This is a genomic window from Rhodobacter sp. 24-YEA-8, assembly GCF_900105075.1.
Classification (GTDB): domain Bacteria; phylum Pseudomonadota; class Alphaproteobacteria; order Rhodobacterales; family Rhodobacteraceae; genus Pseudogemmobacter.
In genome coordinates this window covers 192,929-206,817 of sequence record NZ_FNSK01000004.1, presented here as the reverse complement: position 1 = coordinate 206,817, position 13,889 = coordinate 192,929, and the positions used below count along the sequence as shown (strand labels likewise).

14 protein-coding genes are annotated in these 13,889 nt (G+C 63.2%); 13 read left to right on the top strand and 1 reads right to left on the bottom strand.

The annotated features are described in order from the left end of the window. The first annotated feature begins 33 nt into the window (after window positions 1-33). The 8 genes from BLW25_RS21355 (at window position 34) to BLW25_RS21320 (ending at window position 7,739) form a co-directional block, all read left to right on the top strand. Complete coding sequence (locus tag BLW25_RS21355) at window positions 34-918, top strand: branched-chain amino acid ABC transporter permease (protein WP_092904041.1); 885 nt, start codon at window positions 34-36, stop codon at window positions 916-918. Next, the gene (locus BLW25_RS21350; protein ID WP_092903943.1) at window positions 915-1,907 is read left to right on the top strand and encodes a branched-chain amino acid ABC transporter permease; all 993 of its coding nucleotides are present in this window, start codon (window positions 915-917) and stop codon (window positions 1,905-1,907) included. Before BLW25_RS21355 ends, BLW25_RS21350 begins: the two co-directional genes overlap by 4 nt. 22 nt (window positions 1,908-1,929) lie before the next feature. Beyond that, window positions 1,930-3,189 carry an ABC transporter substrate-binding protein gene (locus BLW25_RS21345; protein WP_092904039.1) on the top strand — a complete coding sequence of 420 codons (1,260 nt, stop codon included), beginning with the start codon at window positions 1,930-1,932 and terminating at the stop codon, window positions 3,187-3,189. 73 nt (window positions 3,190-3,262) lie between these two features. After that, on the top strand, window positions 3,263-4,033 hold the full coding sequence (locus BLW25_RS21340; RefSeq protein WP_092903941.1) for an ABC transporter ATP-binding protein: 771 nt from the start codon (window positions 3,263-3,265) through the stop codon (window positions 4,031-4,033). After that, a complete protein-coding gene (locus BLW25_RS21335) occupies window positions 4,033-4,734 on the top strand; it encodes an ABC transporter ATP-binding protein (protein ID WP_092903939.1) in 702 nt (233 codons plus the stop codon). Before BLW25_RS21340 ends, BLW25_RS21335 begins: the two co-directional genes overlap by 1 nt. Window positions 4,735-4,767: 33 nt before the next feature. Further along, window positions 4,768-5,964 carry a Tm-1-like ATP-binding domain-containing protein gene (locus tag BLW25_RS21330; RefSeq protein WP_092903937.1) on the top strand — a complete coding sequence of 399 codons (1,197 nt, stop codon included), beginning with the start codon at window positions 4,768-4,770 and terminating at the stop codon, window positions 5,962-5,964. After that, window positions 5,961-6,800 (top strand): phosphoenolpyruvate hydrolase family protein, encoded by an 840-nt coding sequence (locus BLW25_RS21325; protein ID WP_092903935.1) that lies wholly within the window; start codon window positions 5,961-5,963, stop codon window positions 6,798-6,800. Before BLW25_RS21330 ends, BLW25_RS21325 begins: the two co-directional genes overlap by 4 nt. Window positions 6,801-6,827: 27 nt before the next feature. Beyond that, window positions 6,828-7,739 carry an SRPBCC family protein gene (locus tag BLW25_RS21320; protein ID WP_092903933.1) on the top strand — a complete coding sequence of 304 codons (912 nt, stop codon included), beginning with the start codon at window positions 6,828-6,830 and terminating at the stop codon, window positions 7,737-7,739. A 278-nt stretch (window positions 7,740-8,017) separates the two neighbouring features. Here the strand turns inward: BLW25_RS21320 and BLW25_RS21315 are convergent, their stop codons facing one another. Further along, on the bottom strand, window positions 8,018-8,473 hold the full coding sequence (locus tag BLW25_RS21315) for an Lrp/AsnC family transcriptional regulator (RefSeq protein WP_253188611.1): 456 nt from the start codon (window positions 8,471-8,473) through the stop codon (window positions 8,018-8,020). 184 nt (window positions 8,474-8,657) lie between these two features. Here BLW25_RS21315 and BLW25_RS21310 point away from each other — a divergent pair, with 184 nt between their 5' ends. Genes BLW25_RS21310 through lpdA form a run of 5 tightly spaced genes read left to right on the top strand, consistent with a single transcriptional unit; the run spans window position 8,658 to window position 13,883 of the window. Next, window positions 8,658-8,930: a hypothetical protein gene (locus BLW25_RS21310; protein WP_092903930.1), complete on the top strand. Its 273-nt coding sequence runs from the start codon at window positions 8,658-8,660 to the stop codon at window positions 8,928-8,930. Next, a complete protein-coding gene (locus tag BLW25_RS21305) occupies window positions 8,927-10,174 on the top strand; it encodes a thiamine pyrophosphate-dependent enzyme (RefSeq protein WP_092903928.1) in 1,248 nt (415 codons plus the stop codon). The genes BLW25_RS21310 and BLW25_RS21305 overlap by 4 nt, the downstream gene beginning before the upstream one ends. A 3-nt stretch (window positions 10,175-10,177) precedes the next feature. Continuing rightward, window positions 10,178-11,230, top strand: coding sequence for an alpha-ketoacid dehydrogenase subunit beta (locus BLW25_RS21300; RefSeq protein ID WP_366268631.1), 1,053 nt, complete (start codon window positions 10,178-10,180; stop codon window positions 11,228-11,230). After that, entirely contained in the window at window positions 11,230-12,504 is a 1,275-nt protein-coding gene (locus BLW25_RS21295; protein ID WP_092903924.1) for a dihydrolipoamide acetyltransferase family protein, read from the top strand. Before BLW25_RS21300 ends, BLW25_RS21295 begins: the two co-directional genes overlap by 1 nt. Next, the gene (gene lpdA / locus BLW25_RS21290) at window positions 12,501-13,883 is read left to right on the top strand and encodes a dihydrolipoyl dehydrogenase (RefSeq protein ID WP_092903922.1); all 1,383 of its coding nucleotides are present in this window, start codon (window positions 12,501-12,503) and stop codon (window positions 13,881-13,883) included. Before BLW25_RS21295 ends, lpdA begins: the two co-directional genes overlap by 4 nt. Window positions 13,884-13,889: the final 6 nt, after the last annotated feature.

Sequence of the window (13,889 nt, the reverse complement as noted above, 5' to 3'; positions counted from 1 at the left end):
CCCTGCCTTCCGCGCGTGGGGGAGAGTTTTGCCTTGGCCTGGTTTCTGACTGTCACGCTCAATGGGGTGACCCTTGCCGCGCTGTATTTCATCGTCGCTTGCGGCTTTTCGCTGATCTTTGGCCTGATGCGTACGGTGAACATGGCCCATGGCTCGCTCTATCTGATCGGGGCCTATGTCGGCTACGCGGTCTATGATCCGCTATATGCCAATGATGCGACATTCGCCTATGCCTGGTATCTGGCGATACTTGCCGGGATGGCGGCGGCGTCGCTGACCGGCGTGGTGATGCAGGTGGCCTTTCTTGGCTGGATGCAGGGCCAGGAGCTGCGCCAGGCGCTGGTGACCATTGGCCTCTCGATCATCATCGCCGATCAGATCCTGGCGCAATTCGGCGGCTCGCCCTTTCAGTTCTTTGCGCCGGATGCGCTGTTCGGGCCGGTGGTGCTGCCGGGTGTTGGGCGCTATCCGTTCTTCCGCCTGTTTCAGATCATGGCGGCGGTGGCGGTGGGGGTTGGCCTGTGGCTGATCCTGAACCGCACGAAGCTGGGGATCGTGGTGCGCGCGGGCGTTGATGACCGCGAGATGCTGGCGGCCTGCGGCATCAATGTGCCGGTCACCTCGGCACTGGTTTTCGCGCTTGGTGCGGCCCTCGCGGGCCTTGGCGGCGTGATCGGCGCCACGGCGCAGCCGGTCGCACTTGGGGTCGATACGCGGTTCCTTTTGTCCTCGCTGGTGGTGGTGATCGTAGGTGGTATGGGCTCGATCGGCGGCACAGCGATCGGCGCGCTGCTGATCGGGCTGGCTGAGCAATGGGGCCTGGCGCTGTTCCCGACCTGGTCGGTGATCCTGACCTTCGCAATCATGGTGGCGACACTGGCGATCCGGCCGCAGGGCATCATGGGAGCGGTGAAATGATCCGCGCTTTAAATCTGGCCACTGCGCTTTGCCTGCTGGCCGCGCCGCTGCTGCTGTCTGATTTCTGGCTGATGAATATCCTGGGGCGCACTCTGGTCTATGGCATCGTTGCGCTTTCGCTGACCTTTCTGGCCACCTATGGCGGTTTTGTCTCGCTGGCGCAGACGATGATTGCCGGGGTTGCGGGCTATGCTGTCGCGATCACTGTTCCCGAGGCCGTGCCGGCAAATGGCGCGCAGCTGCCCTATCTGCTGGCGATCCCGCTTGCGCTCATGGCCGCAAGCCTTGCCGGGCTTCTGGTAGGCCTGATCTCGATGCGCACCAATGACATCTACCTGCTTATGATCACGCTGGCACTGGCGGTGGGGGTCAGCCTGTTTGCCCAGGCCAATACCGCACTTCTGAACGGCTATGAGGGCATCCGCAATGTGCTGGGGCCCGAGGTTTTTGGCCTGCCCCTGCGCAATCCGCTGACCTTCTATCTGACTGCGCTGGCAATTGCGGTGGCCCTTTATCTGGCAGTGCTCTGGCTGGTGAAAACGCCGTTCGGGCTGGTCCTGCAGGGGCTGCGCAGCCATCCGCGCCGGGTCTCGGCGCTTGGCTTTGATGCCAGGCTGCATCGGGTGATGGCCTTTGCGGTGGCAGGCCTTATCGCGGGTGTCGGTGGCATCATGGTGACGATCTACAATATCGGCATCACGCCTGCCTCCATCGGCATGGGAGCGACCGTCAATATTCTGGTCATGTGCGTGATCGGCGGAATGCGCCATCCCGCAGGCGCCTTCATCGGGGCGCTGATCTTCACGCTGCTCGATACATTCGCGGCCTCTATTTATGATCGCGACCGTTTCAATACCCTGATTGGCATGGTTTTTCTGGGGATCGTCCTTCTGTCGCCCGATGGGGTGCCAGGCCTGATCCAAATCGCCGGCCGTCAGATCCGCAAACTGTTCCGGAGTGTTGAGGAGCACCCCGGCAACCAGGGATGAAGCACGCATGAGGGAGGAAAACATGCAAGCTGTCAAACAGAACCCGTTCCGACCAATGGTCGCAGCGATTGCCCTTCTCGCGGCCTTCGGCAGTCCGGCCTTTGCAGATGGCGATGTGATCCGTATAGGATCCGTTACCACGCTGGAGGGGCCATTCGCCACCGGCGGCCAGGATGCCTACCGCATGATGGAACTGGCCTTTGACGAGGTCGGCTGGGAGATCAACGGCAAGAAGATCGAATGGATCCGCGAAAGCTCTAACGCGCAGGCGGATGTGGCGCTTGCACGCGCGCGGAAGCTGATCGAACAGGATGGCGTCGATATCGTGATCGGGCCGCTTTCTGGCGCCGAAGGCATGGCGCTGCGCGACTATTCTAAAACCGTGCCGGGCAAAACCTTCGTCAATGGCTCGGCTGCGGCTGCGGATGCAACGCTGCGCGATGTGTCGGAGAATTTCTTCCGTTTCAACACCGAGGGCACCCAGTGGATGGCGGGCCTCGGCAGCCATGCCTATAACGAAAAGGGGATGCGCCATGTGACCATTGTCGCGGCGGACTATGCTTTCCCCTATGCGCAGGTCTTTGGCTTCATGCATGAATACTGTGCGGCAGGGGGCAAGGTCACCAAGCTTTGGTCGCCGCTGAACACCACCGATTTCGCGTCGATCATCACCTCGATCCCGGCGGATTCTGACGGACTTCTGGTGGTGCAGGGCGGTACGGATGCGCTGGCTTTCCTGACGGAATATGCCCAGAACGGCGGCGAGCTGCCAATCATGGGCGGCTCGATTACCGCCGATCAGACGCTCCTCTCTGCGCGCGGCCCGCATCAGCGGCTGATGGAGGGGATGGTTGCGGCCGGTCCGATCGCCGATGTGATCGATGATGAGGGCTGGAACGCTTTCGTCGCCACCTATCGCGAGAAATTCCCGGACGGGTTTGAAAGTCCCTCGATCCACGGGGTGAATTATTACACCAATACCAAAGCAGTGCTGCTCGCCCTGGAAGCGGTTGATGGCGATCTTTCAGGCGATCAGAAGGCCTTCCAGGAGGCACTGGCAAAGGTTGAATTCGTCAATCCGGTGGGGGCGAAGGTCTCGCTTGATGCCAACCGCCAGGCGATTTCCGACATCTTCCTGACCGAGATCATCAATGATGACGGCACCATGCGGACCAAAGCCTTCGGCAAGACCGAAGGGGTTTCGCAAAGCCTCGGGATGGAGACGGAAGCCTTCCTCGCCCTCGGGGCGCCATCGCGTGACAACCCTGATTGCGCGCCCTGATCCTTAACCGACACTGCCGGGCCGGGGGCATTTCCCTCGGCCCGGGCCACGACCTGTTTCCCATGAGGCCCTGATGACAGCCCCCCCGAACACCGCTGCACCACCCGCGCTTGATCTGCGCTCCGTCGGGCGCGCTTTTGGCAGCCTGAAGGCGGTGGCGGATGTGACGATTGCCATTGCAAAGGGCGAACGCCGCGCGATCCTTGGGCCGAACGGGGCCGGAAAAACAACGCTTTTCAATACTTTGCTGGGGGATTTCCCGCCGACCTCGGGCACGATTGCGCTTTTCGGTGAGGATATCACCCGGATGCGGCCTCAGCACCGGATCCGGCGCGGGATGGCGCGCACCTATCAGACCTCGCTTCTGTTTGACGGGCTGAGTGTCGAAGAAAACCTCTATCTCGCGGTACGCGGCATGCGGGCGAACCGGCTTTCCCTTATGCGCCCGCGCAAGGGCGACAGCGCGCTGGCCCAGGCGCGCGCCACGGCCGAGCGGATGCGGATCAGCCATCTGCTTGCCCGCGATGTCAGCGATCTGTCACATGGTCAGCGCCGCCAGGTCGAGATCGGCATGGCGCTGGCGACAGAGCCGAAGGTTCTGATGCTGGACGAGCCCGCCGCAGGGCTTTCCGCCGCCGAACGTCCCGAGCTGAACAGGATCCTCGCCAGCCTGCCGCGCGATCTGACGCTGGTGCTGATCGAGCATGACATGGATGTGGCGCTTAAAAATGCCGATATGGTCACGGTGATGAAGGATGGCCGCCTGGTCGCCGAAGACCTGCCCGATCGCATCTCTGACAATGCCGTGGTGCGCGAGATCTATCTGGGTGCGGGGCATCACTGATGGGCCTTTTGCATATCGAAAACCTACATGTCCATTTCGGCAAGGCCCATATTCTGCAGGGCGTCTCGTTGCAGCTGGGGGCCGCGCCCTTGTCGATTGTGGGGCGCAACGGCATGGGCAAGACCACGTTGTGCCAGGCAATTGCGGAGCTGGTTCCGGCGCAGAAAGGCGAGATCCGCCTGAATGGGCGGGCGCTTCGGGGGGCCGGGCCGACCACTGTCGCCCGCGCCGGAATCGCGTTGGTGCCGCAGGGGCGCAGGCTTTTTCGCTCGCTCACGGTGCAAGAACATCTGCGGCTGGTGGCACAGCCCGGGGCTCCAGCCTGGACCATCGAAAGGGTCTATGACACCTTCCCGCGCCTTGCCGAGCGCCGCCAGAACCACGGCAATCAGCTTTCGGGGGGTGAGGCGCAGATGGTCGCCATCGCACGCGCGCTTTTGATGAACCCGGCACTGGTCGTGATGGATGAGCCATCAGAGGGCCTTGCGCCGGTGATCGTTGACCATCTGATCCGGGTGCTGCGCCAGATTGCTGCGGAGGGCATGGGCGTCTTGCTGATCGAACAGGCACTGCATGTTGCCACCTCGGTTTCGGACCAGGTGGCGGTCATGGTGAACGGCCAGCTGACAGAGCCCATGGCCTCGTCAGTGTTGGCGAATGATCCGGCCGCGCAACAGCGCTGGCTGGGCGTGGGAGCATGATTTGACGGGTGAGATCGGGGAGGAGGAGCAGGGATGAAAACGGTTCTCGTGATCGGAACGATGGACACCAAGGCAGATGAGCTGCGGTTTGCGGCAGATCTGATCCGCGCGGCCGGTGTGCCGGTGCGGCTGGTCGATGTTTCAACCGCCGGAACGGTGACAGGCCCCGATGTGAGCGCGGCAGAGGTTGCCGCCCACCACCCCGGCGGACAGGCGGCGGTACTGGGGCTTGGCGACCGCGGGCAGGCGGTGTCGGGCATGGCGCTGGCGCTGTCACACTGGCTGCTGGCGCAAAAGGATATCGGCGGCGTGCTGGGGCTGGGCGGCTCGGGTAATACGGCGCTGGTGACCGAAGGGATGCGGGCGCTGCCGGTCACGCTGCCAAAGCTGATGGTCTCGACCGTCGCCTCCGGCAATGTCGCGCCCTATGTAGGGCCGACCGATATCGCGATGATGTATTCGGTGACCGACGTAGCGGGGCTGAACGCGATCTCGCGCCGGGTGATCGGCAATGCGGCCCATGCGCTGGCCGGGATGGTGAAATGGCCGGTGCCGCTTGCAGCGCAGGACCGGCCTGGGGTTGGCATGACCATGTTCGGCGTCACCACCACCTGTATCGACCAGCTGCGCGCAGAGCTTGCCGGCGAGGTCGAGCCCTATGTCTTCCATGCCACCGGCACCGGCGGCCAGTCGATGGAAAAGCTGGTTGAGGGGGGGCTTTTATCGGCAGCGCTGGATGTGACGGCAACCGAAGTGCCCGATCTGCTGATGGGCGGCGTCTTTCCCTGCACAGCTGACCGCTACCGTGTCTTTGCCCGCAGCCAGCGTCCCTGGATCGGCTCGGTCGGGGCGGTGGATATGGTGAATTTCGGGGCACTTGAAACGGTGCCGGAGAAATACCGCGACCGGAACCTCTATGTCCACAACACCCAGGTCACGCTAATGCGCACCACGGCGGACGAAAACCGCGCCATCGCGCGTTTCATCACAGATGCACTGAATACCTGCGAGGGCGAAGTGCGGCTTTTGCTGCCGCTGGGGGGCGTTTCCGCGATTGATGCGCCCGGCATGCCCTTCCACGACCCCACGGCAGATCAGGCGCTCTTTGATGAGATCCGCGCGACTTTCCGCCCCGGGCCAAAGCGCCACCTGATCGAGACAGACCACCATATCAACGCGCCCGCCTTCGCAGTGGAGCTTGCGCGTCACTACCGGGAGACCATCCAATGAGCAGAAGAAACGTGCCCGACCGCAAAGCCCTGATGGAGCGGTTCCAGGATATGGCTGCACGCCGTCAGCCGATCATAGGCGGTGGCGCTGGCACCGGCCTTTCAGCCAAATGCGAGGAAGAAGGCGGTATCGATCTGATCGTAATCTACAATTCCGGTCGCTACCGCATGGCGGGGCGCGGATCGCTTGCGGGCGTGCTGGCCTATGGCAATGCCAATGAGATCGTGCTGGATATGGCGCGCGAGGTGCTGCCCGTCACCCGCCACACGCCGGTTCTGGCCGGGGTGAACGGCACCGATCCCTTTCTGATCCTCGACCACCACCTTGACCAGCTGAAGGCGCTTGGCTTTTCCGGTGTCCAGAATTTCCCCACGGTCGGGTTGATCGACGGTGTCTTCCGCCAGAATCTCGAAGAGACCGGTATGAGCTTTTCGCTGGAGATCGACATGATCGCGGCGGCCCATGCCAAGGATCTGCTGACCACACCCTATGTTTTTTCCGCCGATGAGGCCGCAGCTATGACCCGCGCCGGGGCCGATATCATCGTGCCGCATATGGGGCTGACGACCGGCGGCTCGATCGGAGCCGAGACCGCGCGCACGCTGGATGATTGTGTGCGCGACATCACCGAATGGTCCGAAGCAGCGCGGGCGGTGCGCAAGGATGTGCTGGTTCTTTGCCATGGCGGGCCGATTTCCTCGCCCTCGGATGCGGAATATGTGCTGCGCAACGCGCCGGACATTAACGGCTTTTACGGCGCCAGCTCGATGGAGCGGCTGCCGGCCGAACTGGCGCTTGTCGATCAGACGCGGCGCTTCAAATCGCTTACCTTCTGAACTGACCCAAAGACGAGGGAGATTGCCATGGCGCGTGCCTTTGCCAGCCGGATCATCACCGCACCCGTCGGGGCGGTCTGGAATGTCGTTCGCGATTTCAACGGGTTGCCGAAGTGGCATCCTGCAATCCGCGACAGCGAAATCGAGGGCGGTGCCCCCGCCGATCAGGTCGGGGCGATCCGGGCCTTCCATCTTCAGGACGGAGCGCTGGTACGCGAGCGGCTTTTGTCGCTTGACGACAGCCGTTACAGCTTCAGCTACAATTTCGAGACCCCGGCCTTCCCTGTCAGCAATTACCGCGCCGGAATCGATCTGATCCCGGTCACGAAAACCGGCGGAACCTATGTGCAGTGGTGGGCCGAATTCGACGAGGCACCGGATGATCAGGGAAAATATGTCGATATCATATCGGCGGCGGTCTTTTCCGCCGGACTGGAGGCGCTTGCAGAATTCGTGAAGGATCTGCCGGCAGTCGATGAGCAGCTCTGGCAGGGCTGGCGCCCGGCAAAGGTCTTTGTCTCGACCCCGATGGCGGTTGCGGTGGACCGTGTCTGGCAGACCATGCGCGATTTTGCCGGAATGGATGGCTGGCACCCCGATATCCGCTCGATGGCAATGCTGCAGGGCGCTCCATCGGATCGGGTTTCGGCTGTGCGTGACTTTCAGTTCGGAGCGGGGCAGCTGCATGAGCAGCTCACGCTTTTGTCCGATACCGACCGCGCCTTCCGCTATCGGATCCTCAAAAGCCCGCAGCCCTGGATGAATTATCACGCGGGCGCGCGGCTCTGGCCTGTCACCGCCGACAACAGCACGCTGGCGGTCTGGACCGCGGATTGGGTAGCATCTCCCAATGACGATGTAACGCTGATCCCGCTGGTGCATGACCATGTGTTCCAGCTTGCGCTGGATACGCTGGAGGCAAAGTTGCAGGCGGGATGATGGCCAGTCAGTTCAGACTGTGAGGTCCTGTTGACAAAAGGGATTCCGTTGGCGGGGATCCGCAGCGGGGCACAGCTTCCGAGCAGCGACATCGCAGCTGTGCAGCTTGTCCGTCATAACAGCCTGCTCATTCACCGGTCTCCTTGCGGAGCCTGGAGGATTCTCAAAGCGCATGATCAATGGGTTCTGACCCAAAACCGGGCAGCCCGGTTTCGGCATCAAACGCGAGGCTGAACCGCCGAAATCACAAAGAGAACGCGCGCCTTACCCTGGCCGCATCATATGATTACGGGCGTGCCGCCTTCCTTCAGGCAGCGCAGCGCAAAACTTGACCGGGAATGTCGGATCCCTGGGACACGGTATAGCCGTTTGCGCAGAAATTCCTCATAGCCGCGCGTGCCATTTACCGCGACCCGGATCATGTAGTCGTATTCTCCGGTGACCAGCCAGACCTCCAGCACCTCGGGCATGCCGGCCATCTGGCGGCCGAAATTCTCCAATACTGCATCGTCATGCCGATCCAGCGTGACCTCGATCAAAACCGTGTCGGGCACTCCAAGCCGCGCCCGGTCAATGGTCGCCGTATAACCGCGGATATAGCCTTCTGTTTCCAGCCGGCGCGTGCGCTGCCAGCAGGGGCTGGCCGAAAGTCCCACCTTTTCCGCCAGCTGACTGTTGGTCAGCCTGCCATCGCGGCTGAGTTCCAGCAGAATGCGCCGGTCAATCGCATCCAATCCCCTGTCAGAACTATCTGCTGACATATTACACCTGCGCAAAAGTATCTTCTGTATTTTTACATAAATCATAGAAGATCGAAAGGATATTTTTCTGACCCGCCGCTACCCTTTCACCGGGAGGCCCGCCGATCCGTCGCAACAGACGCCTTGTTGCGAGGGCTGGGCCAGGGGGGGGAAAAGCATGTACTTTGCCAGTTTCGCGACAGAAACACCGCTCGATCATGTGCCCCGTGCGCTGGACGAGCTGGCACGGGCCGGGCTTGGCTTCGGGAGGCTTGAGGTCACCGGGAACGGGGCGGCAAGTCAGGTCCGCATCGGCTTTTTCGCCGGGGGCACCATTTCGCCGGAAACCTATCTGGAACGGCTGCGCCGGATGCCCGGCGTCTCGGTTCTGACGGGCGGAGCGGATGCGCAAGGCGAAGCCGGGCTTGCAGATCGGGGAGGCCTGGCATGACCCGCGCCGGGGCATCAATGCCGCTGCAGCTGAAATTCGCGGCCCCTCCCGTGCGCCCGGGCGCCGCACCGGATTTCTCGGGCTTTGTGGTGCCCGGGGCCGGCGAGACGCGACGCCCCCCTTCCGACAGCCCGGCAAGCGATATGCGCGATCTGGCTTTTGGCCTGATCCGGGTGCTGGATGATGACGGGAATGCAGTCGGCCCCTGGGCCGATGCCCTGCCCTGTGACGATGTAACCCTGCTGGCGGGGCTGCGCGATATGCTGAAGCTGCGCGCCTATGATGCAAGGATGCTGCTGGCGCAGCGCCAGCAAAAGACCAGCTTTTACATGCAGCATCTCGGCGAAGAGGCGGTGTCCTGTGCCTTTCAGCGCGCATTGCGGCCGGGCGACATGAATTTCCCCACCTATCGCCAGGCCGGATTGCTGATTGCAGGCGATTATCCGGTCAGAACCATGATGTGCCAGGTCTATGGCAATGACGGCGACCCGGTGCGCGGACGCCAGCTGCCGGTGTTCTATTCCTCGAAGGCGCACGGCTTTTTCTCGATCTCCGGCAATCTTGGCACGCAATATATCCAGGCCGTGGGCTGGGCGATGGGATCGGCGCTGTCGGGGGACGACAAGATCGCAGCCGCCTGGATCGGCGACGGTTCTACCGCGGAAAGCGATTTCCATGCCGCACTGGTCTTTGCCTCGGGCTATCGGGCGCCGGTGATCCTCAATATCGTGAACAATCAATGGGCGATTTCGACCTGGCAGGGTGTGGCGCGCGGCGATGCAGATACGTTTGCGGCGCGCGGTCACGGCTTTGGGCTGCCCGCGCTGCGGGTCGATGGCAACGATTATCTGGCGGTGCTGGCAGCAGCGCATTGGGCAGCCGGGCGCGCCCGCGCCAATCTGGGTGCGACCGTGATCGAATATGTCACCTATCGCGCAGCGGGGCATTCCACCTCGGATGACCCATCGGCCTACCGCCCCACGGATGAAGGCGACTGCTGGCCGCTTGGTGATCCGGTCGCCCGGCTGAAACGGCATCTCATCGCCAAAGGCCTGTGGTCAGAGGAACGCCATACCCAGGCCGAGGCAGAAATCCTGGCCGAAGTCATCGCCGCACAGAAAGAGGCCGAAGCGATTGGCACCCTGCATTCCGGCAATCGGCCCAGCCCGGCAGAGATGTTCCAGGATGTCTATGCCGAAATGCCGCCGCATCTGCGGCGGCAGCGCCAGCAGGCGGGGTTCTGAGCCATGACAGCCACCCTTTCCCCACCCCCGGCTGCAAAGACCACGACCATGACAATGATCGAAGCGATCCGCGATGCGCTGGATGTGGCTTTGACCGATGATCCCGCTGTCACCGTCTTTGGCGAGGATGTCGGCTATTTCGGTGGCGTGTTCCGCTGCACTGCCGGGCTTCAGGCGCGCCATGGCACCGACCGCTGTTTCGACACTCCGATTTCCGAGCTGGGCATTGTCGGGGCCGCCATCGGCATGGCCAGCTATGGCCGCAAACCGGTGGTCGAGATCCAGTTCGCCGATTACATGTACCCCGCCTATGATCAGATCGTATCCGAGGCGGCGCGGCTGCGCTATCGCACGGCGGGGGAATTCACCTGCCCGATGGTGGTGCGGATGCCGACCGGTGGCGGCATTTTCGGGGCTCAGACCCATAGCCAAAGCCCCGAGGCACTGTTCACCCATGTCACCGGGCTGAAAACCGTGATGCCCTCGAACCCCTTTGACGCAAAGGGGCTTTTGCTCAGCGCGATCGACGATCCCGATCCGGTGATCTTTCTGGAGCCGAAACGGCTCTATAATGGCCCGTTTGACGGGTATCACGACCGCCCCGTCACGCCCTGGCGCAGGCATCCGCTGGGCGAGGTGCCGCAGGGGCGCTACCACGTGCCGCTTGGTCAGGCCGCTATCCGCCGCGAAGGCCGGGCGCTCAGTGTCCTGACCTATGGGACCATGGTCCATGTCGCACTTGCTGCGGTGGCTGAGGCCGGGATCGATGCCGAGGTGATCGACCTGCGCAGCCTGCTGCCGCTGGATCTGGAAACCATCACGGCATCGGTGCGCAAGACCCGGCGCTGCCTTGTCCTGCACGAGGCCACCCTGACCTCGGGTTTCGGGGCCGAGCTGGCGGCGCTGATCCAGGCGGAATGTTTCTGGCATCTCGAAGCCCCGGTCGAACGGGTGGCGGGCTGGGATACGCCTTATCCCCATACCAATGAATGGGATTACTTTCCCGGACCGGCGCGGGTGGCCGCGGCCTGTCGCCGCGTGATGGAGCAAGGCTGATGGGCATTCACAGCATCCGTGTCCCCGATATCGGCGAAGGCATCGCTGAAACCGAAATCGCCGAATGGCTGGTTTCGCCCGGTGACCTGGTGGCCGAGGATCAGCCGGTCGCTGCCGTAATGACCGACAAGGCCACGGTCGAGATCCCCTCGCCGGTGGCGGGGCGGGTGATAGCGCTTGCGGCCGAGACCGGCACGATCCTTGCTGTCGGGGCCGAACTGATACGGCTTGAGGTAGATGGGCCTGGCAGCGCCCCCCTGCCCGCGGATCTCCTGTCCTCTGACCCGCTTGCCCCGGAAACCGTCGCCCCTGTGGCAGACACTTCCGCCACAGTCGCATCCGTGGTCCAGGCATCTGATCCGGTGAAACCTGTCGCCATTCCGGCAAAGGCAGCGCAGCCTGCGACGGGCGCTGTCCTCGCCGCGCCTTCGGTGCGGGCCTTCGCGCGCGAACGCGGCATCGACCTGCGGCTTCTCACCGGCTCCGGTCCCGAAGGCCGCATCCTGCGCGAGGATATCGAGCGGTTCGATCCTTTCGCAAGCCGGCACGGGCCACGCCCGGATCTCTCGGTCACGGAAAGCCGGGTGATCGGGCTGCGCCGACGCATCTCGCAGCGGATGGAGGAGGCAAACCGCATCCCCCATATCACCATCATCGAAGAGATCGATGTCTCGGCGCTTGAGACCCTGCGCCAGAGCCTCAACACTAGGGCAAAGAACAGACCCGGCGTGGCGAAGCTGACGCTTCTGCCCTTTCTCATCCGCGCGCTGGTGATTGCGGTCGCCGATCAGCCGGTGATGAACGCGCATCATCTGGCCGATGAAGGCATCCTGCGCCGTTTCGGCGGGCTTCATGCGGGCATTGCAACCCAGACCGAAGCGGGGCTGGTGGTGCCGGTTCTGCGCCATGCCGAAACGCTTGATCTGACCGGGATCGCGTCAGAAATCGCCCGTCTGGCAGAGGCCGCCCGCGATGGCCGCGCCAGCCGCGAAGAACTTTCCGGCTCAAGCATCACCATCAGCTCGCTGGGTGCCCTTGGGGCCATCGCAACGACGCCGATCCTGAATGCGCCCGAAGTTGCCATTATCGGCGTCAACCGTATGGCGATCCGCCCCTTCTGGAACGGATCGGGTTTCGAGCCACGCCGGATGATGAATATCTCATGCAGCTTCGATCACCGCATCATCGACGGCCATGATGCCGCGCTTTTCGTGCAGCACCTGAAAGAGCTGCTGGAAACCCCCGCTCTTTTGTTTCTTGAGGCCATGAGATGAACGAAATCACCTGTCGGCTGCTGATCATCGGCGGTGGGCCCGGCGGTTATGTCTGCGCGTTGCGCGCCGCGCAGCTGGGCATCGATACGGTGCTGGTCGAAGAAGCTGCGGCAGGGGGGACCTGCCTCAATATCGGCTGCATCCCGTCAAAGGCGCTGATCCATGTCGCGGGAGAGTTCCATCGGATCAAAAGCCTGTCACGCCGGAGCTTTGCCGGGCTGAGCGCGACAGGTGCCGCTTTCGATATGGGTGAGGCGCTTGAATGGAAAGACGGTGTGGTGCGCCAGCTTTCCCAGGGGGTGGTCACGCTGTTGCGCAAGGCAAAGGTCAGGCTGGTGACCGGCCATGCCGAACTGCGCGACGGCAAAACGGCAGTGGTGACAACGCCAGATGGCATGTTGCAGATCAGGGCGGAAACCCTGGTCATTGCCACTGGTTCTGCGCCGGCTGAACTGGCCGCCCTGCCCTTTGGCGGCGCCATCCTCTCTTCAGCCGCGGCGCTTGCCCTGACCAGCCTGCCCGCAAGTCTGGCGGTGGTTGGGGGCGGCTATATCGGGCTGGAACTCGGCATGGCTTTCGCAAAGCTGGGCGTGCAGGTCACTGTGGCCGAGGCGGGGCCGCGCCTCCTGCCGGTCTGGGACCGGGATCTGACGGCGCCGCTGCATGCCGCGCTGGACCGGCTGGGCGTTACCGTGCTGACCGGGGCCCGCGCCGGATCCCATGCCGACGGTGTTCTGCACCTGACCGATGGCAGCGGGCCGCGTGAAGTCACTGCAGAAAAGGTGCTGGTCACCATCGGCAGACGTCCGCGCAGCCGCGAGGCCGGGATCCCCGGGCTTGATCTGGCCCGTGACGGGGATTTCATCCGGGTCGATGCCGATTGCCGCACCTCGATGGCAGGCGTCTTTGCCATCGGGGATGTGACCGGCAACCCGATGCTGGCGCATCGCGCCATGGCGCAGGGCGAAAGGGTTGCCCGCCTGATCGCAGGCGAACGTCATCCGACCGATCACCGCGCCATGCCGGCGATCTGCTTCACCGATCCCGAAATCGTCTCGGTCGGGCTTTTGCCCGAAGAGGCCGCAGCGCGCGGCGCGGTTAAAATCGCCATTTTCCCCTTTGCTGCCAATGGCAAAGCCCTGACCGAAGCACAGTCCGACGGCTTTGTCCGGGTCATCGCCGACCCGCAGGGCCGCGAGATCCTCGGCATCCAGGCAACCGGCGCAGGCGTGGCGGAACTCGCCGGGGAATTCGCGCTTGCCATCGAGATGGGCGCAACCCTTGCCGATATCGCCGCCACCATCCACGCCCATCCAAGCCGGGGCGAGGCCTTTCATGAGGCCGGCCTGCGCGCGCTCGGCCAGCCTTTGCATCTGTGAGGATAT

Coding starts and splice junctions, on each gene's coding strand:
- BLW25_RS21350 (WP_092903943.1), top strand. CDS start 915: ATGATCCGCGCTTTAAATCTGGCCACTGCGCTTTGCCTGCTGGCCGCG.
- BLW25_RS21345 (WP_092904039.1), top strand. CDS start 1,930: ATGCAAGCTGTCAAACAGAACCCGTTCCGACCAATGGTCGCAGCGATT.
- BLW25_RS21340 (WP_092903941.1), top strand. CDS start 3,263: ATGACAGCCCCCCCGAACACCGCTGCACCACCCGCGCTTGATCTGCGC.
- BLW25_RS21335 (WP_092903939.1), top strand. CDS start 4,033: ATGGGCCTTTTGCATATCGAAAACCTACATGTCCATTTCGGCAAGGCC.
- BLW25_RS21330 (WP_092903937.1), top strand. CDS start 4,768: ATGAAAACGGTTCTCGTGATCGGAACGATGGACACCAAGGCAGATGAG.
- BLW25_RS21325 (WP_092903935.1), top strand. CDS start 5,961: ATGAGCAGAAGAAACGTGCCCGACCGCAAAGCCCTGATGGAGCGGTTC.
- BLW25_RS21320 (WP_092903933.1), top strand. CDS start 6,828: ATGGCGCGTGCCTTTGCCAGCCGGATCATCACCGCACCCGTCGGGGCG.
- BLW25_RS21310 (WP_092903930.1), top strand. CDS start 8,658: ATGTACTTTGCCAGTTTCGCGACAGAAACACCGCTCGATCATGTGCCC.
- BLW25_RS21305 (WP_092903928.1), top strand. CDS start 8,927: ATGACCCGCGCCGGGGCATCAATGCCGCTGCAGCTGAAATTCGCGGCC.
- BLW25_RS21300 (WP_366268631.1), top strand. CDS start 10,178: ATGACAGCCACCCTTTCCCCACCCCCGGCTGCAAAGACCACGACCATG.
- BLW25_RS21295 (WP_092903924.1), top strand. CDS start 11,230: ATGGGCATTCACAGCATCCGTGTCCCCGATATCGGCGAAGGCATCGCT.
- lpdA (WP_092903922.1), top strand. CDS start 12,501: ATGAACGAAATCACCTGTCGGCTGCTGATCATCGGCGGTGGGCCCGGC.